Origin of the sequence: Couchioplanes azureus (assembly GCF_014648355.1) — a bacterium.
Classification (GTDB): domain Bacteria; phylum Actinomycetota; class Actinomycetes; order Mycobacteriales; family Micromonosporaceae; genus Actinoplanes; species Actinoplanes azureus.
The window spans coordinates 320,024-338,933 of sequence record NZ_BMQY01000007.1; the positions used below are offsets into that span (position 1 = coordinate 320,024).

The following is an 18,910-nucleotide window of genomic DNA, read 5'->3' on the forward strand; positions in this document are numbered from 1 at the left end:
GTGCAGCAACCGCGTCTGGTGGTCATCGGCAACGGCATGGCCGGCGCCCGTACGCTCGAGGAGATCCTCGCCCGGGACGGCGACTTCGCCGTCACCGTCTTCGGCGACGAGCCGTACGGCAACTACAACCGCATCATGCTCTCCAATGTCCTCGCGGGCGTGGAGGACGAGGCGGGCATCTTCCTCAACGACCTGTCCTGGTACGCCGACAACGGCATCACCCTGCACACCGGCACCCGCATCGCGCGCATCGACCCGCGCGAGCGGCGGGTGTACGCCGAGGACGGCACCGCGACGCCGTACGACAAACTGATCATCGCCACCGGCAGCCGCCCGTGGGTGCCGCCGATCAAGGGCATCCACCGCCCCGGCCGCGGCTACCACCAGGGCGTCTTCGCCTTCCGGACGCTCGACGACACCCGGGCGATGATCCGCTACGCCCGCGACCACGAGCGCGCGGTCGTGATCGGCGGCGGCCTGCTCGGCCTGGAGGCGGCCCGCGGCCTGCAGAACCACGTGAGCCACGTGACGCTCCTGCACGCCATGGGCCATCTGATGAACACCCAGCTGGACGCGCAGGGCGGCAAGATCCTGCAGCGCAGCGTGGAGCAGCTCGGCATCGAGGTGATCACCGACGCGATGACCACGGAGATCCTCGGCAAGCACGCGGTCACCGGCGTGCAGCTCGCCGACGGCCGCACGATCGACTGCGACGTCGTGGTGATCGCGGCCGGTATCCGCCCCAACGCCGAGGTGGCGCAGGCGAGCGGGCTCACGGTCGACCGCGGCATCGTCGTCGACGACCAGATGCGCGTGCAGGGCGAGCCCGACATCTACGCCGTCGGCGAGTGCGTGCAGCACCGCGGCGAGGTCTACGGGCTGGTGGCACCGCTCTGGGACCAGGCGAAGGTGCTCGCCGACCACCTCACCGGGCGCGACCCGGACGCGGCGTACCACGGCTCCCGGGTCGCCACCAAGCTGAAGGTCGCCGGGGTGGACGTCGCCGCGATGGGCGTCCAGGAGGCCGAGCGCGAGGACGACGAGACGGTGGTCTTCAGCGAGCCGCGCAAGGGCGTCTACAAGAGCCTCGTCATCCGCGACGGCCGCCTGATCGGCGCCACGCTCGTCGGCGACGTGCGCAAGGTCGCCTTCCTCATGCAGGCGTTCGACCGGGGCCTGGCCCTGCCGGAGGACCGCGCCGAGCTGATGTTCGACCTCGGCGGCCCGCCGGCCGAGGTCAGCGCCGCCGACATGCCCGACGACACCCAGGTCTGCAACTGCAACGGCGTCAGCAAGGGCACGCTGGTGCAGACCGTGCAGGGCGGCTGCCGGACCGTCACCGGCGTCATGGACGCCACCCGGGCCGGCAAGGGCTGCGGCACCTGCAAGAGCGTGGTCCAGCGGATCGTCGAGTGGGCCGCCGGGGGAGAGGTCGAGGAGGACCCCAAGGCTTCCTGGTACGTCCCCGGCGTGCCCATGCCGAAGCCGGAGCTGATGCGGGCGATCCGTACCCACGGGCTGAAGTCGGTGTCCTCGGTCTTCGCCACCCTGGTGCCGGGCGGCACGGAGGACGCCAAGAGCAAGATGGGCCTGGCCTCGCTGCTGAAGATGATGTGGGGCGAGGAGTACGAGGACGAGCGCGACGCCCGCTTCATCAACGACCGGGTGCACGCCAACATCCAGCGCGACGGCACCTTCTCGGTGGTGCCGCAGATGAAGGGCGGCGTCACCACCCCGGAGCAGCTGCGCCGGATCGCCGAGGTGGCCGAGCGGCACAGCGTGCCGATGGTCAAGCTCACCGGCGGGCAACGCATCGACCTGCTCGGCGTGCCCAAGGAGAAGCTGCCGCAGATCTGGGCCGAGCTCGACATGCCGTCCGGCTACGCGTACGCCAAGAGCTTCCGCACCGTGAAGACCTGCGTCGGCTCGGACTTCTGCCGCTTCGGCGTCGGCGACTCCACCGCGCTCGGCATCGCGCTGGAGGAGCGCTACCAGGGCATCGAGGGGCCGGGCAAGATGAAGCTCGCCGTCACCGGCTGCCCGCGCAACTGCGCCGAGGCGTACGTCAAGGACCTGGGCGTCGTCGCCGTCGACGGGGGCCGCTGGGAGATCTACGTGGGCGGGGCGGCCGGGGCGCACGTGCGCAAGGGCGACCTGCTCGCCACGGTGGCGACGGCCGACGAGGTCGTCACGCTGACCGGGCGGTTCCTGCAGTACTACCGGGAGAACGCCAACTGGCTGGAGCGCACCTACGCGTTCGTGCCGCGGATCGGCATCGAGCGCATCCGCGAGATCGTCGTCGACGACGCCGACGGGATCGCCGCCGACCTGGACGCCGCGATGGCCGCGTCCGTGGCCGCGTACGCCGATCCCTGGAAGGAACGGGACGCACCGGTGACACCCGGGCAGTTCCGGACCTCGCTGCCGCTGGTGGCCCTGCCCCAGGTGCCGGTCCGATGAGCACCCGGCTCGGGCCGGCGGCCGAGATCCCGCCCGGCGAGGGGCGGACGTACACAGTAGACGGTGTTATGGTGGCCGTCTTCCGGCTGCGCGACGGCTCTCTGCGAGCCACGACCGCCGTCTGCCCGCACCGTGGCGGCCCGCTCGCCGACGGGCAGATCGACGGCACGGTCGTGCTCTGCCCGCTGCACCTCAACGCCTTCGACCTGTCCACCGGCTGCTCGCTGAGCGGGCTGCCCAACCTCACCGTCTACCCCGTCGGGGTCGACGACGACGGCCACATCGTCATCCACACGGAGGTGCCTGCGGCATGAGCGTGACTACCCTGGACCGTCCCGCCCTGAGCAAGAAGGGACGCTGGATCGACGACTGGCGACCCGAGGACCCGGCCTTCTGGGCGAACGGGGGCGCCACGGTCGCCCGCCGTAACCTGATCGCCTCGATCTTCTCCGAGCACATCGGCTTCTCGGTGTGGACGATGTGGTCGGTGCTGGTGCTCTTCCTCGGGCCGGCGTACGGCATCGACCCGGCCGGCAAGTTCCTGCTCACCGCGGTGCCGGCGCTGGTCGGGTCGGTGCTGCGGATCCCGTACACCTTCGCGGTGGCCCGGTTCGGCGGCCGCAACTGGACCATCGTGAGCGCCGCGCTGCTGCTCGTCCCGTCGGTGCTCGCCGCGGTGCTCATCGAGCCGGGCGTCTCGTACGGCACCCTGCTCGCGATCGCCGCCGTGGCCGGCGTCGGCGGCGGCAACTTCGCCTCCTCCATGGCGAACATCAACGCCTTCTACCCGGACCGGCTCAAGGGCTGGGCGCTGGGCATCAACGCCGGCGGCGGCAACCTCGGCGTGGCCGCGGTGCAACTCGTCGGCCTCGCCGTGCTGGCCTTCTTCGGCGCCGGCCACCCCGGCCTCGTGGCCGGCGTCTACATCCCCCTGATCGTCGTGGCCGCCGTGGTCTCCGCCCTCACCATGGACAACCTCACCCAGGCGCGCAACGAGAAGCGGGGCATGCGCGACGCCGTCCGGGAGCCGCACACCTGGATCATGTCGGTGCTCTACATCGGCACGTTCGGCTCGTTCATCGGCTTCGGCTTCGCCTTCGGCCAGGTGCTGCAGGTGCAGTTCGCCGACATGTTCGCCACCCCCGCCGAGGCCGCGTACCTGACCTTCCTGGGCCCGCTGCTGGGCTCGCTGGTCCGTCCGGTCGGCGGAGCGCTGGCGGACCGGCTGGGCGGCGCCCGGGTCACCGCGTGGACCTTCGCGGCGCTGGCCGGGTGCGCCGGCACCGTCCTGCTGGCCGCGCAGCGCCACTCCCTGCCGCTCTACCTCGCCGGGTTCGTGGCGCTGTTCGTGGTCAGCGGCGTCGGCAACGGCTCGACGTACAAGATGATCCCGCGCATCTTCGCCCTCAAGCACCCGGACGACCCCCACGAGGCCCGTCGGCTGTCCGGCGCGGTGATCGGCATCGCCGGCGCGATCGGCGCCTTCGGCGGCGTCCTGGTCAACCTGGCCTTCCGGCAGTCGTTCCTGACGTACGGCTCGGCGGACGCGGCATACCTCACGTTCATCGCCTGCTACGCGGTCGCTCTGCTGGTGACCTGGGTGGTCTACCTGCGCCGCCCTCCCGGCTCCGCCAGGATCTAGGCGACCCACGGACGCAGGAGCCGCCTCACCCGCGCCGCCTCGCGGGTGAGGCGGTCGCGTTCCGGTGAGCGCTCCTTGGCGTCTTCGCCGCGACCCGTCCGTGGCCGATTCCCGCACCCATGACCGACACTCAGGCGAGATGCTCGTCCACGGCGGTCGCGAGCATCGGCCACAGGGGTACGCGGGGACCGAGCGTCGCCTGGAAGGCGTGGTACAGGTCCGCCTTTCCGGGCCACACCGTCGCGGTCGGGCCGTTCTCCGGGTCGAGCTGGTGGAACCACGACCCGTGGCCGTGGTCGATCAGGAACTCGTCGATGTAGTCCCACCAGGTCCGGTACCACTCGGCGTAGACCGCCTGCCCGGTGTGGGCGTGCAGCGCCGCCGCGGCGTGCACGCCCTCGGCCGCCACCCAGTGCATGCGGTCGCGGACGACCGGGCGGCCCGTCCAGTCCGTCGTGTAGACGAAGCCCGGCCGGCCGTCGACCGCCCAGCCCTCGGTCACCGCGCGGTCGAACAGCTCGCCGGCCGCGGTGCTCAGCCACGCCGTGTCCCCGGCCGCCGGAGCGGCGGCGGCGTGCAGCAGCAGGCGCGACCACTCGAGGCCGTGGCCGACCGTGGCGCCGTACGGCTTGAAGGGATGGTCCGGCGCGTCGCGGTGGTACTCCGGCAGCGGCTGCCACGCGGCGTCGTAGTGCTCGGGGATGCGCCACCGGTGCGCCTCGGCGACGGTCACGACGAACCGGCAGATCCGCCGCGCGCGGGCAACCCAGGCAGGGTCACCGGTCACGCTCGCCACCGACAGCATCGCCTCGACGGCGTGCATGTTGGCGTTGATGCCGCGATAGTCGTCGAGCACCGTGAACGCGCTGTCCCAGCTGTCGGCGCACAGGCCGGCCTCCTCGTCCCAGAAGCGGGTGAGCAGCACCTCGGCGGCCTCGCCGAGCAGCTCACCGGCGCCGGGAAGTCCGGCCTGGACGGCGGTGGAGGCCGCGAGCAGCACGAACGCGTGGTCGTAACAGGCCTTGCCGGGCTGGGGCGTGCCGTCGGCGGCCACCGCGGAGAACCAGCCGCCGTGCTCGCCGTCGCGCAGCCGCCCGGTGAGCCCGGCCATCGCCTGTGCCGCGATCCGGCCGGCGCCGGGGACGCCGAGCAGGGCGCCGATGCCGTAGACGTGGGTCATCCGGCTGCTGATCAGCACCGACACCGGCCGGTCGGGCATCGGCTCGCCGCGCTCGTCCAGCCAGCGGGCGCCGCCGCCCGGGTCGGCGGTGCGGCGGCCGAAGGCCAGCAGATCGCGGCTGTGCTGGTCGAGCCAGCGGTGGTGGGCGGAACTGCGCGGCCAGGCGGACATGTGGATCACTCTAGGCGCCGCGCCAGGGTCGCGACGGCCGACCGTGTGGAGAGTCGTGGACGGTGCCGGCACGATCCGCGGTCGTGCCGGCACCGTGCCGGGAGAAAGCTAGGCGGGGGTGTCCGAGCGGGCCGTCAGGAACAGCTCGGCGAGCTCGGCGAACTCGTCGGGGCGTTCGATCTGGGGCATGTGCCCGGTGTTCTCGAACATGTGCGCACGGGCGTCCGGGAACGCCGCCCGGGCCGCCGCGAGGTGCGTGGCCGGCAGGATCAGGTCGCGGTCGCCCCAGACGAGCAGCGTGGGGCGGGGGTGCTCGGCCACCTCCGCGAGCAGCGTCTGCCGCCACGGCGCCCGGATGCCACGCAGCCCGCCCAGGGCCTGGGCGGTCTCCAGGAACACCATCGCGTACTCGGGGCGGGCGGCCACCTTCAGCGCGAAGTCGACGCGTTCCTGGGTGACGTGGATCCGGTCGTGGAAGATGGCGCGCTCGATGCGCCGGGCCACCCGGGCGTCGATGCGGCGCATGAGCGGCCTGCCGAGGCCGGGGATGGCGAGGGCGCGCAGGAAGAATGCCACCTCCTTGCCGAAGCCGGCGCTGTTGACCAGCGTCAGGCTTGACACCCGGTCCGGGGCCGCGGTCAGCAGCTGCATGGACACCGCGCCGCCCAGCGAGTTGCCCATCACGTGCATGGGGCGCCGCTCGCCGAGCGTGTCCACCGTGGCGAGCACGCCCTCGGCGAGCGAGGCGAGGCTGATCGGCCCCGGCAGCCGGTCGGACAGGCCGAAGCCGGGCAGGTCCACGCTGATCACCCGCCACCGCCCGGAGAGCCGGTCGTGCTGCGGCAGCCAGTCCTCGAGGCTGCGGCCGATGCCGTGCAGCAGCAGGATCGGCGGGTGGTCCGGGTCGCCGGTCTCGTGCACGCGGATGGTGGCGCCGCGGACGGTCAGCTCCTTGATCACTTGTTCACCCCGACCTTCGCCGCGCCGCGCCGGGCGACCGCCTCGGTGACCTTCGCGAGCAGCCGCATGTGCGACTCCGGCATCAGCCGGGCGAGCAGATCGGGCAGCTTCGCGGTGGGGGCGATGAGCAGCCGGCCGCGGCGGCGCCGCACGCCGTCGAGGATGTCGGCGGCCGCCTTCTCCGGTGGATACGTCAGCAGCGCGGCGAACAACCGCTGGTGCTCCTCGACCTCGTCGGCCGGGATGCCCTCGGCGATGCGCGCACTCTCCGCGATCCGGGTACGCACGCCGCCCGGGTGCACGGTGGTCACCCCGACGCCGTTCTCGAGCAGCTCGCCGCGCAGCACCTCGCTCAGCCCGCGGAGCGCGAACTTGCTGGCGCTGTACGCCGACTGCCCGGGCGGGGCGATCAGCCCGTACAGGCTGGAGATGTTGACCAGGTGCGAGCCCGGCTCGGCGGTCAGGCTGGGCAGCAGGTGGTGCATGAGCAGCATCGGCGCGGTGAAGTTCACCGCCATCACCCACTCGAACTCGCTCACCGTCACCTGGTCGAAGCGGCCGCCCAGGGCGACGCCGGCGTTGTTGATCAGCAGGCCCAGCCGCGGGTGCCGCTCGCGGACGCCCCGCGCGAAGGCGATCACCGCCTCGCGGTCGGCCAGGTCCACGACCACGGCCTCGATCGCCCGGCCGGGATAGGCGGCCCGCAGCGCCTCGGCCACCTCGTCGAGGCGCAGCGCGTCGCGGTCGGCGAGCACCAGGTCGCTGCCGCGGGCGGCGAGGCCGTGGGCCAGCTGCTCGCCGATGCCGCCGGCGGCGCCGGTCACCACGGCGGTACGCCCGGCGAAACGGTACGGGGTCAGTCCGGTCATCGGATCTCCTCCAGCACGGGGGCGGGCTTGCGGCCGAACGTCATGTCCCGGGTGACGTCGGCGCGGGGGGTGAAGAGGGCGTCGCGCAGGTAGTTCTGCCGGACGGTCCACGGGTCGCGGTCGCCCTGGCTCGGGAAGCGGTCCAGCGACCGCTGCACGTAGCCGGACGTCAGGTCGAGCAGCGGCCGGCGCGGTCCGGGCTTCTCCTGCGGGGTGGCGCTGGTGTAGCCGTTGCGGGCCATGTAGGACAGCAGCCGCAGGACGTAGCGGTGGGACAGGTCGGCGCGCAGGGTCCAGGAGGCGTTGGTGTAGCCGATGCAGTACGCGAAGTTCGGCACGCCGCTGAGCATCACGCCGCGGTAGGCAACCGTCTTGCCGGGGTCCACGGGCGCGCCGTCCACGGTGAGCTCGACGCCACCGAGGGGCAGCAGCGACAACCCGGTGGCCGAGACGACGACGTCCGCCTCCAGCACCCGGCCGTCGGTGAGCCGGATGCCCTCGGGCACGAACCGGTCGATGTGGGCGGTCACCACCGAGGCCGTACCCGCCTTGATGGCGGTGAACAGATCGCCGTCGGGGACCACGCACAGCCGCTGGTCCCACGGCTGGTAGGTCGGGGTGAAGTGCTCGTCCAGCAGCGCCCGGTCGCCGAGCTCGGCCAGGGTGAAGCGGCGCAGCAGGGCCTTGACCCGCTCGGGCCGGCGCCGGGCGAGCTGGTAGAAGCCCTGGGTCAGCAGGACGTTCTTCGCGCGCACGAGGGAGTGTGCGATCCGCGGCGGCAGCCCCCGGCGCAGCAGGTCGGCGAGCACGTCGCGCTCCGGCAGCACCGTCATGTACGTCGGGGAGCGCTGCAGCATCGTCACGTGCGCGGCGGTCCCGGCCATCGCGGGCACCACGGTCACCGCCGTCGCGCCGCTGCCGATGACGATCACCCGCCGGCCCGTGTAGTCCAGGTCCTCGGGCCAGAACTGCGGGTGCACGAGGGTGCCGCGGAAGTCCTCCTGGCCGGGGAACTGCGGCTGGTAGCCCTGGGCGTAGTCGTAGTAGCCCGCGCAGGCGTACAGGAAGTCGCAGGTGAAGGTGCCCCGGTCGGTGGTGACGGTCCAGCGCGAGTCCGCCCAGCTCGCGGCGAGCACCTTGGTGCCGAAGCGGATGTGCGGCATGATCCCGCCGTCCTCGGCGGTCTCGCGGATGTACGCCCGGATCGACTCCCCGGACGCGATCGCCTTGGCGCCGCGCCACGGCCGGAACGGGTAGCTGAGGGTGAACATGTCGGAGTCCGAGCGGACGCCGGGATAGCGGAACAGGTCCCAGGTGCCGCCGATCGCGGTCCGGGCCTCGAGGATCGCGTACGTCGTGCCGGGCCGTTCCCGGCTCAGCCGCCACGCCGCGCCGATCCCGGACAGGCCGGCGCCGATGATGAGGACGTCGAAGTGTTCGGCCATGACACCAGTCTTTCGCTCGTACCCGTCGGGAGACTTGCCTTTGTGCGACAGGGATCTATCCTTTCCCGCCATGGAACCGGTGGTGCGCGCGGCCAGCCTGCGGGGGCTGCCCGCGCTCCTGGACGGCCTCGGCGGCGACGGTGCCGCGCTGCTCGCGCGCTTCGGGGTGACCTGCGCGGCCGTGGAGTCCGACGACGCGGTGATCCCGGCGCTGGCCGCCGGGGAGCTGCTGGAGACGGCCGCGGCGGAGCTCGGTTGTCCGGACCTCGGACTGCGCCTCGCCGCGACGCAGAACGCATCGGTGCTGGGGCCGCTCGCCCTGGCGATCGAGAACTCCCCGACCTTCGGCGAGGCCCTCGCCACCACCCGCCGGTTCCTCTTCGTGCACAGTCCCGCGCTGACCGTCTCGCAGATCCCGGACCCGTCCGGCCGGCCCGGCGTGGTCGGCCTGCTCTACCGCAGTACGGAGGTGGAGCCGTTGCCGCCGCAGGCCGCCGGGCTGGGCCTGGGCCTGTTCCACCGGATCATCGTGCTGCTGCGCGGCGGCCCGTACGGGCTGCGCTCGGTGCACCTGCCGCACCCGGCGCTGGCGCCGGTCGAGGTGTACACCCGCTTCTTCGGCGCAGAGGTGCGTTTCGACCGGCCCGCCGCGGTGCTGCGGGTGCCCGGCGGCCTCACCGGCACCGCCGTCCCCGGCGGCAACCAGCAGCTGCACCAGCTGGCCGTCGACTCCATCGCGGGCCACTTCCCGGCGCCCGGCGAGCGGCTCGCGGAGCGGGTGCGCCTGCTGCTGACCCAGGCGCTGGGATCCTCGCCGGTCGAGGTCACCGCGGTCGCCAAGGTCCTGCGGACGCATCCGCGCACGCTGCAGCGCCGGCTGGCCGGCGAGGACACCACGTTCGAGACCATCCTGGACGAGGTCCGCCGGGTGGCCGCGCACCGGCTCATCACCCGGACCGACCTGCCGCTGACCCAGGTCACCGCCATGGTCGGCCTGGCCGAGCAGTCCGCGCTGAGCCGCGCGGTGCGGCGCTGGTACGGCCTCACGCCCCGGCATCTGCGCTCCACGGCGGCCGGCCCAGCCCGGTGAGGCGCACGCCGCCCCAGGGGTCCGGCTCGCCCAGCCGGGCCGCCGCCTCGCGCCCGCCGACGCGTACGGTCACGTCCCGCGCCCCGGCCCGCAGCTGGGCGCTGAGGGTGTCGTCGGGCGCCGCGCGTCCGGCCCAGCGGTAGCGGCCCTCGACCGGCTCGAACTGCGCCGACAGCCGTACGGTGACGGTCACCGCCGTCTCCCCGGCCCGGATCTCGGCCTCGCCCCGGTATTCCTCGTCCGCATCGCTCACAGTTTCGCCGCCAATCCTCCTGGTGTGTCCGCGGCGGACCGGACCCCGTCCATCCCGCCCCAGAGCAACGTGGTCAGGTACTCCGCGAGGGCCTCGCGGCTGATCGGCTGCTGGTGCCGTAGCCACCAGTCGCCGACGGTCTGGACGTAGCCGACGATCCCGTACGCCCACGGCAGCGCGCCCCCCGAGTCCAGCCCGAGCCCGCGCAGCCGGTCGCCGAGGATGCGGGCCAGCACGCTGGCGACCGTGTCGATCGCCTCGGCCACGATGTCGCGCTCCCGGGCGATGCCCCGCTGGTGCACCACGAACCGGTAGAGGTGCGGATCGTTCTCGATGAAGGCGAGGTAGGCGTCGACCGCCGCGGTGACCACCTCGCGGTCCTCGCCGACGGCGGCGACGGCGGGCGCCACCGCCTCGACCACCGCGGCCGCCGCCCGCCGGGCGACGGCCTCCCACAGGCCCGACTTGTCGGTGAAGTAGCGGTAGAGCACCGGCTTGCTGACGCCGGCGTGCGCGGCCACCGCGTCGATGCCGGGCTCGGGGCCCAGCTCGCGGATCGCCTCGATGACGGCGTCGATGAGCTCCTCGCGCCGCCGCTCGCGGTGGTGCGCCCACCGCTTGCTGCGCCCATCGGCACTGTTGACTGTCTCGTCGTCGGCGCTCATAGTACGAGAAGTAGCTGTTACTTCCGGTAACGTCAACCCCCCGCGGAGGTCAGACGTGGTTCTCTCCGACCGTTCCCAGACAGCGACCCGGCTGCTGCGCTCCTCGGCGGCGCACTCCTACGACCCCGGTGTCGAGATCGACTGGGCGGCGCCCCTGCTCCCGGACGCCTGGTTCGTGCCGGAGCACCGGTGCTCGCTCTACGGCACCGCCCTGTGGCGCCGGCTCACCCCCGAGCAGCGGATCACGCTGACCCGCCACGAGGTCGCCAGCATCGCGGCCCTCGGCGTCTGGTTCGAGACCATCCTCATGCAGCTGCTGCTGCGCGAGTACTACAAACAGGACCCCACCGACCCCCACGCCCAGTACGCCCTCACCGAGGTCGCGGACGAGTGCCGCCACTCGGTCATGTTCGGCCGCATGATCGAGAAGCTGGAATGCCCGGTCTACCGGGTCGGCGCGTTCGACTCCGGCCTGGGCAAGCTGATCGCGCTGACGGCCACCGGCCCCCGGATGTACGCGGCCATCCTCATCTGCGAGGAGATCCTCGACTCCCTCCAGCGCGAGGCGGCGGCCGACGAGACCGTGCAGCCGCTGGTCCGCATGGTCTCGCGCATCCACGTCATCGAGGAGGCCCGCCACGTCCGCTACGCCCGCGAGGAGCTCGCCCGCCAGGTGCGGGTGGCCAGCCGGAAGAGGCTGGCCCACGACCGGCTGATCATCGCGCGGGCCGCCTACCTGAGCGGCCGGCGCCTGATCGCGCCCGAGGTCTACCGCTCGGTCGGCATCGACCCGCGGGAGGGTGTCCGGGCGGCCTGGGCCAACCCCCACCACCGCGCGACGATGCGCTGGGCGGCCGAGAAGGTGGTCGCCTACCTGCGGGACCTCGACCTGATCGGCGGCCCGGGCATGGCCCTGTGGCGCCGGTCCGGCCTGCTCTGATTCCTTTCCGCCCGGCCGGCCCGGCACCCTTGTGTTCGCGTCCGTGATGGACGACCGTTGCCGGGCACGACTCCGGCGCGGGACCGGGGCCTGGGCGGAGGGGAAGGAACCACCATGGCGAGGACGGCCTTGGCCCTCGCCGCGGCCGGGATGCTGGCCAGCGGCGTCGCGGCCTGCGACGGCGGCGGTGACGGTGGCGGTGGGGTGGGCAGGGTCGGCGTGATCCTGCCCGACACGAAGAGCTCGGCGCGGTGGGCGACCGCCGACCCCCGCTACCTGCGGGCGGCGTTCGCCGAGGCCGGCGTGGCGGCCGACATCCAGAACGCGCAGGGCGACAAGAGCCAGTTCCAGACCATCGCGGACGGGATGATCTCCAGCGGGGTCCGGGTGCTGATGATCGTGAACCTGGACTCCGGCACCGGCAAGGCGGTCCTCGACAAGGCGAAGAAGGCCGGGATCGCGACGATCGACTACGACCGGCTGACGCTCAGCGGCGGCGCCGACTACTACGTCAGTTTCGACAACGTCGCGGTCGGCAAGCTGCAGGGCGAGGGCCTGGTGCGGTGCCTGGCCGCCAAGCGGTACGCGAAGCCGGTGGTGGCCGAGCTGAACGGATCGCCGACCGACAACAACTCCACGCTGTTCAAGCAGGGCTACGACTCGGTGCTGCAGCCGAGGTTCGACTCGGGTGACTTCGTGAAGGGCCCGGACCAGTCGGTGCCGGAGTGGGACAACGCGCAGGCCGGCACGATGTTCGAGCAGATGCTGACGCAGCACCGGGATATCAGGGGCGTCCTCGCGGCCAACGACGGCATCGCCAACGCGGCCATCGGGGTGCTGCGCAAGTACCGGCTGAACGGCGAGGTCATGGTCACCGGGCAGGACGCCACCGTGCAGGGCCTGCGCAACATCCTCGCCGGCGACCAGTGCATGACCGTCTACAAGGACATCGAGCAGGAGGCCGCCGTGGCGACCTCGCTGGCGGTCGCCCTGGCCCGGGGGCAGCGGCCCACCACGGCCGCCGACGTGGTCACCGACCCGGAGACCGGCCGGAACGTCCCCGCCATCCTGCTCACCCCGAAGGCCGTCACCCGGGACACCATCCCCGAGGTCATCGCCGAGGGGTTCGTGACGGAACAGGAGCTCTGCACCGCCGAGTACGCGGCCGCGTGTGCGGCCGCGGGCCTCGGCTGACCGCTCAGGCGGTGAACTTCACGTACTGCCAGGCGCCGGTGGCGGCGGCGTTCATGGCGTCGCCCGCGAACGAGGTGCGCACGCGGTAGGTCAGGCCCTTGGCGCGCGGGACGATGAGGTAGCCGGCGGTGATGCTCTCCTCGTTCAGCGGGACGCAGCTCGGCGTGGTCAGGGCGCGCCACTTGCCGGAGGAGTAGGCCTGGATCTGGACCTTGACGCAGCTGCCGGGGCGGGCCGGCGACACCCGGGCGCCGTACACCGGGGTGGCGGTGGTGCGGTAGAGCTTGTACTTGCCCGAGGTGCCGTAGTAGCGGTCCAGTGCCTGCTCGATCCGGGCGCGGGCGGTCACCGACCTGGTGGCGGTGGCCGGCAGGTACCACTGGTCGCCGGTGAAGGCGGCGCTGAAGGTGGTGCGGCGGGTCGTCCTGTACGTGGCGGTGACCGTACCGGTGCCGCACTTGACCTTGGTCCGGGTGCCGCCCCGCGGGGTGGCGTAGACGCAGAGCGCCCGCGAGTCGTGGGTCGTGCCCAGCTTCGCCGTGATGGTGGCGGTCCCGCCATAACTGTAGGTGATCGCGTCGGTACCGATAGTTACGCTGGTGGCGCGGCGGGAGACCGTGACGCTCGCCTGGGCGCTCGCCGGGGCCGCGGTGTCCGTGCCGGCCCAGCTCACCGTGTAGGTGTTGGTCCCGCCCACGGGGGGCTTGTCGAGCACGGTGAAGGCGCCGGAGGCGTCCGCGGTCACGTCGGGCAGGGCGTGCGTGCCGGCGAGGTCCTTACGGCTCACGGTGAGCGTGCCGGCCCCGGCGCCGAGCGTGCCGCTGAGGGTCAGCGAGCCGAGCCGGGCGACCGTCGTCGGCGCCGTGAGGGTCAGCGTCGTCGGCTCGGCCGCCGCGGACACCGGCGCCGCGGCGCCGCCCGCCGGTCCCGTCGCCGGCACGCTCAGCGCCCCGGCGCCGCCCGCCAGTGCCGCCGTCGGCACGCTCAGCGCCGCGGCGCCCCCGGCGACCACCGCCGCGATCCATGCCCGTCCCCGGTACGACACCCGTGACCTCCGTCTCCGCGGCGGGGACGGTCCCCGCCGCGATACGAGCCGATCCGTCGGCCGGCGGACGCCATTTGTGAGGCTTATCCGGCTTCATGTATCCGACCCCACCCGCTCCGGCGGGGTCCGCTAGCGTCGTCGCGTCGGGCAAAGGGATCCCAGCGCACGAGGAGGGGTTGTGGCTAAGGCCGGGGGAGTGTTCTGCGTCGAGGGCCAGTGGGAGGACGACCTCACCGAGCGCGGATCCGTGCTTCCCACGCTCGAACTGCTCGAACGCCTCGGCAGCATCCGCTTCATCCACCGTGACACGGCGACCACCGAGGAGCTGCACTACTACCTCGACACCTGGCTTTCCCGAAAGTACCAGGACTTCAAGGTCGGCTTCTTCGCCCTGCACGGTCAGCCGTCGCAGCTGTGCCTCACCGCCAAGACCACGGTCGAGCTGGACGAGATCGGCGCGTGGATGTCGGGCCGGTGCGCCGGCCGCAGCCTGTACTTCGGCAGTTGCTCGGTGCTGCGCGCCTCCGACCGGGTCCTCAAGGAGTTCCTGCACGAGACCAAGGCCGCCATGCTGTGCGGCTTCACCAAGGCGATCGACTGGGTGGAATCGGCGGCCTTCGAGACGGTCGTGCTCAACGCCATGGTCAACGGCGGCCGCATCGACAGCGTGGAACGCCTCATGCGCTCCAGCCGCTGGGGTGCGCTCGCCGACCACCTGGGCTTCCGCGTCGTCTACGCCAACGGCCGCACCGGCTGACCGCCCGTCCGCCGGCGGGCCGCGAGGTGCGAATTGGCCCGCGCCGCGGGCGGGGCCGGGCGTCTACCGTACGGCCATGGCAGACGGCGCGACGGTGGGATTTCTCGGGCTCGGGGTCATGGGCGAGCCGATGGCGCTGCGCCTGGCCCGGGCCGGCACCCCGCTGGTGGTCTGGAGCCGGCGGCCCGGGCGGTGCGACGCGGTCCGGGCGCTCGGCGCCACCGTCGCGGCGAGCCCCGCCGAGGTGCTGCGGCGCGCGGAGGTCGTCCTGATGATGCTGGCGAACGGCGCGGCGATCGACGCGGTCCTCGGGCGGGGCACGAGCGCCTTCCGGGCCGTCGGAGGGCGGCTGCTGGTGCACATGGGCACGACGTCGCCGGAGTATTCGCAGGAGCTGGCCGGCGAGGTGGCCGCCGCCGGCGGGCGCTACGTCGAGGCGCCGGTGTCGGGGTCGCGCCGGCCCGCCGAGGACGGCCAGCTCGTGGCGATGCTCGCCGGGCACCCGGCGGACGTGGCCGCGGTGCGCGAGGTCATCGCGCCGATGGTCCGTGACGCGACGGTGTGCGGTGAGGTGCCGCAGGCGCTGCTGACCAAGCTCGCCGTCAACCTGTACCTGATCAGCATGGTCACCGGCCTGGCCGAGGCGTACCACTTCGCGGCCCGGTCCGGGGTGGACCTCGCGCGGTTCGCCGCGGTGCTGGACGCCGGGCCGATGGCCAGCGACGTGTCCCGGATCAAGAGCGCCAAGCTGCTCGCCCGCGACTTCGCGGTGCAGGCCTCGCTGCGGGACGTGCTCATGAACAACGAGCTGGTCGCCGCGGCCGCCCGCCGCGCCGGGATCGCCTCGCCGGTGCTCGACGCCTGCCACGCCCTGTACGCGCAGGCGGTCGCCCTCGGCCACGGCGACGAGGACATGGCCGCCGTGGTACGGGCGCTGGAAACCCGGTGACGGTGGACCGGGCGCTCCATAGGATCGCGCGGTGACGACCTTCTTCTATGCGCCCGACGGCACCCGCCTCGCCTGCCACCACGCCGGTGGGCCGGGCGAGCCGCTGATCGTGCTGCCGGGCGGGCCCATGCACGCCGCCGCCTACCTCGGTGACCTGGGCGGCCTCTCCGCGTACCATCCGCTCGCCCTGCCGGATCTGCGCGGGACCGGTGACTCGGCCGTGCCGGCGGACCCGGAGACCTACCGGTGCGACCGTCAGGTCGGCGACGTCGAGGCGCTGCGCGTCCACCTCGGCCTCGAGCGCCCGAGCCTGGTCGCGCACTCGGCCGGTGCCACGCTCGCCCTGCTCTACGCGGCCCGGCATCCCGATCGCGTCGGTCGCCTCGTGCTGGTCACGCCCAGTCCCCGGCCGGTGGGCCTGGCGATCGCCGACGCGGACCGGCGGGAGGTCGCCGAGCGGCGCCGCGGCGAGCCGTGGTTCCCGGAGGCCTTCGCCGCCTTCGAGCGGATCTGGGCCGGCCAGGCCACGCCGGACGACTGGGCGGCGATCGGGCCGTTCTCGTACGGCCGGGACGCCGCGGCCCGCTCGCGGCGGGCCCGGGAGGCGAACCACCACCACGACGAGGCGGCGGCGGCCTACTACGCCGACGGCGCGTTCGCACCGGAGTCGGTGCGCGCGGCGCTCGGCCGGCTGGGGGCCCCGGTGCTGCTCGTCGCCGGCGAGCTCGACGTCGGTCTCCCGCCGGAGCGCGCCGCCGCGTACGCCGGGCTGTTCCCGCGGGCCGAGCTCGCCGTGCAGCCGGGCGCCGGGCATTTCCCCTGGCTGGACGATCCGGCCTGGCTCACGCGGCGGATCGCCGCGTTCCTGCGCTGACGGTCGGGTCCGGAAATTCTCCGGCCGGCCGGGCAACCTCCCGGGGGCTCGGCGGCCACTGACCGGGCATGACCCCCTTCCTGGAGATCCCGGCCGGGGCGCCGCCGGTGAGCGCCGACCTGCTGGACGGTGCGTACGACCTGCTCCGCAGCTTCGACGCGGTGGTCGGCCCGACCAGCGACGGCGGCTGGTACGCCTTCGGCCTGCGCGAGCCGTCCCGCGCGCCGCAGCTGCGCACGCTGACCGGCACGCCCGCCCTGACCCTGGCGGCGCTGCGGCTGGGCCTGCGCGTCGCCATGCTTCCCACGCTGCCGCCGAACCGGTCCGCAGAAAATCCCCGACCGGCGAGCAACCTTTCCGGCGCGGGGAGGCACTGAAGGGATGTCCGCCCGCGGGAGGGCCGTTCCCGGACCTCACGGCCTTCCCGCGGGCGGCGGACACCACTCGGTGCGGGTCGGCTTGCCGGGTGAGCGGTGACCGGCCCGGCTCAGGCGGTGGTGGCACCGGCGATCATGCGTATCGTCCAGCCCTCGCCGTCGCCGGCGGCCGCGACGTGGTCGCACGTCTGATGGGTGATCCACAGGCCCCGGCCGCCGGCGGCCGGGGCCGCGGCGGGCAGCAGGCCCGCGAACGGGTCGTCGGGCCCGGACCCGGCGTCGGTCACGGTCACCACGATGCGGTCGGCGCCGCCCCAGACCCGCACGCGCACCGGCGGCCGGCCGTACCGCAGCGCGTTGGTGACGGTCTCGCTCACCGCGACCACCAGGTCGTCCACGTCCTCGGCGGGCACGCCGCCGCGGTCCGCGGCGTGCACGGCCCGGCGCGCCCCGGCCGGCGTCGGCGACTCCAGCGTCACCGTGGGCGGCCCCTGCTGCAACGGATCCGGTACGGGCGGCCGGTGCTCGCTCAGATACACCCGGGGATCGGTGTACGTGTCGCTGTCCTCGTGCCGCCCGTCCGCCACCGCGAACCGTGGATGGGTGCGCGCCACGTCCGCCAGCACCGCGTCGGGCGTGACCCGGGTGTCGTACGCGCACATGCTCCACAGGGGAAAGTCGTCGTACGCGTGGTTGATCGCCGACTCGTAGCGCGCCCACCAGTCCCAGGTGCTGCCGAAGGCGGCGGCCGGCATCTCGCCGATGATCCGGATCTGCGTCGCGCCGGCCTCCACGTGCCGGGCCAGCAGGTCGCGGTAGCCGCGGATGGCGGCGGCCGGGCGGGCGTACACGGCGCCGCCGGACAGGAACTCCACCGGCGCCCGGGCGGGCAGTGCGGACCGCACCAGCCCCGCGGTGCGCTCGCCGAACGCCACGATCGTCGGTTCGCCGGCGGCCAGCCCGCCGAGGAGGAAGGGCATGGTGACCGCGAGCAGCTCGTCGTCCGAGTCGTAGTGCACCGCCGCGTGGAAGTATCCGGGATGGTCGGCGGCGGCGCCCGTCCTCATCGGGCGCTCTCCACCCGCAGGGCGGTGAGGCCCATCAGGGCGACCAGGCGGCCGGGAAGGACGGTCCGGGTGCGCAGGACGGCCGTCAGGCCGCGGGCCCGGGCGAACTCGTCGAGCAGGAGCAGGCAGGTGTGGTCGACGAAGGTGAGCCACCCGGCCTCGATCACCCACTCGCCCGAGCCGGGGCGCGGATCGGCGCGCTCGAGGGCCTGGGCGAACAGCTCGTGGGTCGACCAGTCGAGCTCACCGGCGAGACCGGTGTCGGCCGGCCCGGGCGCGACGGCGAACAGCCGGAACGGCGCCGCGGACACCGGGTGCAGGCAGGCCAGCTCGTCGACGGCCCCGCCGCCGAGGGTCGCCCGGTCGTAGCCGCAGAGGGCCGAGAACGGCGCGCCGCGCATGTAGCGGTCGACCAGGTGCTCGTAGCGGGCGAAGGCATCCAGCTGATCCGGCGTTGCGACCAGGGGCGTCGCCTCGGCGGCGACCCGCAGCCCGCGGTAACCGTCCTCGAGCGCCCGGTCGGTCGCGGACGCGTAGGCGGCCACCCCGGCGGCCGGGTCGATCACGCCGCCCTCGGGATAGTGGTCGCCGAGCCGGACCAGCTCCGGCCGGAAGCTCCAGCCCCGCGGCGGCTCCGGGGCGAGATACCACACCCGCTCGCCCGCGGCGACTCCCGCGGCGAGAAAGTCGCGGGCGGCGTTCTCGAAGCTGTCGGGCTCGTCGTAGCTCAGGCAGACGTGACCGCCCGTCCGTGCCGGACCGGTCGTCGTCATCCTCCGATGATAGAAGGCCCGGCGAGGTGGAGAAACTTCGGATCTCGCGGGGGTACGCCCGATCGCGGACCGCGCCGGGCTCGGGCCGCCGGTTCCCCGTGGAGCGGCTCTGTCCGGCGTGGATCCGGCCGGACATTGTGTCGGGAAAGAAAAAAATAAGAAACAAACGCCGCCGAAATTGAACCGGGGGTAATTCTCG

General features: G+C 73.3%; 19 protein-coding genes. 10 read left to right on the plus strand and 9 right to left on the minus strand.

The window, feature by feature from the left end; all coding sequences use genetic code 11:
• From nirB to IEY99_RS25055, 3 genes are read left to right on the plus strand one after another with little or no spacing between them, the layout of a single operon-like run.
• Positions 1-2,460, plus strand: a complete 2,460-nt coding sequence (gene nirB, locus IEY99_RS25045) for a nitrite reductase large subunit NirB (RefSeq protein WP_229799217.1) — start codon at positions 1-3, stop codon at positions 2,458-2,460.
• The gene (locus IEY99_RS25050) at positions 2,457-2,774 is read left to right on the plus strand and encodes a Rieske (2Fe-2S) protein (protein ID WP_189206498.1); all 318 of its coding nucleotides are present in this window, start codon (positions 2,457-2,459) and stop codon (positions 2,772-2,774) included. The genes nirB and IEY99_RS25050 overlap by 4 nt, the downstream gene beginning before the upstream one ends.
• A complete protein-coding gene (locus IEY99_RS25055; protein WP_189206499.1) occupies positions 2,771-4,102 on the plus strand; it encodes a nitrate/nitrite transporter in 1,332 nt (443 codons plus the stop codon). Before IEY99_RS25050 ends, IEY99_RS25055 begins: the two co-directional genes overlap by 4 nt.
• A gap of 130 nt (positions 4,103-4,232) precedes the next feature.
• Here the strand turns inward: IEY99_RS25055 and IEY99_RS25060 are convergent, their stop codons facing one another.
• The 4 genes from IEY99_RS25060 to IEY99_RS25075 all read right to left on the minus strand — a co-directional run bounded on the left by IEY99_RS25060 (position 4,233) and on the right by IEY99_RS25075 (position 8,727).
• Entirely contained in the window at positions 4,233-5,453 is a 1,221-nt protein-coding gene (locus tag IEY99_RS25060; RefSeq protein WP_189206500.1) for an AGE family epimerase/isomerase, read from the minus strand.
• Between the two features lie 108 nt (positions 5,454-5,561).
• Positions 5,562-6,413, minus strand: coding sequence for an alpha/beta fold hydrolase (locus IEY99_RS25065; protein ID WP_229799218.1), 852 nt, complete (start codon positions 6,411-6,413; stop codon positions 5,562-5,564).
• Positions 6,410-7,282: an SDR family NAD(P)-dependent oxidoreductase gene (locus IEY99_RS25070; protein ID WP_373293431.1), complete on the minus strand. Its 873-nt coding sequence runs from the start codon at positions 7,280-7,282 to the stop codon at positions 6,410-6,412. The genes IEY99_RS25065 and IEY99_RS25070 overlap by 4 nt, the downstream gene beginning before the upstream one ends.
• Positions 7,279-8,727: a flavin-containing monooxygenase gene (locus IEY99_RS25075; protein ID WP_189206501.1), complete on the minus strand. Its 1,449-nt coding sequence runs from the start codon at positions 8,725-8,727 to the stop codon at positions 7,279-7,281. Before IEY99_RS25075 ends, IEY99_RS25070 begins: the two co-directional genes overlap by 4 nt.
• A gap of 70 nt (positions 8,728-8,797) precedes the next feature.
• Between IEY99_RS25075 and IEY99_RS25080 the strand changes: the two genes are divergently transcribed.
• Positions 8,798-9,817, plus strand: coding sequence for an AraC family transcriptional regulator (locus tag IEY99_RS25080; protein ID WP_189206502.1), 1,020 nt, complete (start codon positions 8,798-8,800; stop codon positions 9,815-9,817).
• On the opposite strand, the gene IEY99_RS25085 is transcribed toward IEY99_RS25080, so the two are convergent.
• Together IEY99_RS25085 and IEY99_RS25090 are read right to left on the minus strand one after the other, a co-directional pair.
• Positions 9,771-10,070, minus strand: coding sequence for a DUF4873 domain-containing protein (locus IEY99_RS25085; RefSeq protein WP_189206503.1), 300 nt, complete (start codon positions 10,068-10,070; stop codon positions 9,771-9,773). The genes IEY99_RS25080 and IEY99_RS25085 overlap by 47 nt on opposite strands.
• Entirely contained in the window at positions 10,067-10,735 is a 669-nt protein-coding gene (locus IEY99_RS25090) for a TetR family transcriptional regulator (RefSeq protein WP_189206504.1), read from the minus strand. Before IEY99_RS25090 ends, IEY99_RS25085 begins: the two co-directional genes overlap by 4 nt.
• A gap of 55 nt (positions 10,736-10,790) precedes the next feature.
• Between IEY99_RS25090 and IEY99_RS25095 the strand changes: the two genes are divergently transcribed.
• Both IEY99_RS25095 and IEY99_RS25100 read left to right on the plus strand, forming a co-directional pair.
• Positions 10,791-11,675, plus strand: a complete 885-nt coding sequence (locus IEY99_RS25095) for an AurF N-oxygenase family protein (protein WP_229799219.1) — start codon at positions 10,791-10,793, stop codon at positions 11,673-11,675.
• 114 nt (positions 11,676-11,789) lie between these two features.
• Positions 11,790-12,869 carry a sugar ABC transporter substrate-binding protein gene (locus IEY99_RS25100; RefSeq protein ID WP_189206506.1) on the plus strand — a complete coding sequence of 360 codons (1,080 nt, stop codon included), beginning with the start codon at positions 11,790-11,792 and terminating at the stop codon, positions 12,867-12,869.
• A gap of 4 nt (positions 12,870-12,873) precedes the next feature.
• On the opposite strand, the gene IEY99_RS25105 is transcribed toward IEY99_RS25100, so the two are convergent.
• Complete coding sequence (locus tag IEY99_RS25105; protein ID WP_189206507.1) at positions 12,874-13,914, minus strand: hypothetical protein; 1,041 nt, start codon at positions 13,912-13,914, stop codon at positions 12,874-12,876.
• Between the two features lie 178 nt (positions 13,915-14,092).
• Between IEY99_RS25105 and IEY99_RS25110 the strand changes: the two genes are divergently transcribed.
• The 4 genes from IEY99_RS25110 (at position 14,093) to IEY99_RS25125 (ending at position 16,871) form a co-directional block, all read left to right on the plus strand.
• Positions 14,093-14,671, plus strand: a complete 579-nt coding sequence (locus tag IEY99_RS25110) for a DUF6642 family protein (protein WP_189206508.1) — start codon at positions 14,093-14,095, stop codon at positions 14,669-14,671.
• Between the two features lie 76 nt (positions 14,672-14,747).
• Positions 14,748-15,620 carry an NAD(P)-dependent oxidoreductase gene (locus IEY99_RS25115; protein WP_189206509.1) on the plus strand — a complete coding sequence of 291 codons (873 nt, stop codon included), beginning with the start codon at positions 14,748-14,750 and terminating at the stop codon, positions 15,618-15,620.
• Between the two features lie 31 nt (positions 15,621-15,651).
• The gene (locus IEY99_RS25120; protein ID WP_229799220.1) at positions 15,652-16,494 is read left to right on the plus strand and encodes an alpha/beta fold hydrolase; all 843 of its coding nucleotides are present in this window, start codon (positions 15,652-15,654) and stop codon (positions 16,492-16,494) included.
• A gap of 68 nt (positions 16,495-16,562) precedes the next feature.
• On the plus strand, positions 16,563-16,871 hold the full coding sequence (locus IEY99_RS25125) for a DUF2064 domain-containing protein (RefSeq protein WP_189206510.1): 309 nt from the start codon (positions 16,563-16,565) through the stop codon (positions 16,869-16,871).
• 110 nt (positions 16,872-16,981) lie between these two features.
• On the opposite strand, the gene IEY99_RS25130 is transcribed toward IEY99_RS25125, so the two are convergent.
• Both IEY99_RS25130 and IEY99_RS25135 read right to left on the minus strand, forming a co-directional pair.
• Complete coding sequence (locus IEY99_RS25130) at positions 16,982-17,938, minus strand: anti-sigma factor RsbA family regulatory protein (RefSeq protein WP_189206511.1); 957 nt, start codon at positions 17,936-17,938, stop codon at positions 16,982-16,984.
• Entirely contained in the window at positions 17,935-18,711 is a 777-nt protein-coding gene (locus tag IEY99_RS25135) for an MEDS domain-containing protein (RefSeq protein WP_189206512.1), read from the minus strand. The genes IEY99_RS25130 and IEY99_RS25135 overlap by 4 nt, the downstream gene beginning before the upstream one ends.
• Positions 18,712-18,910 lie beyond the last annotated feature (199 nt).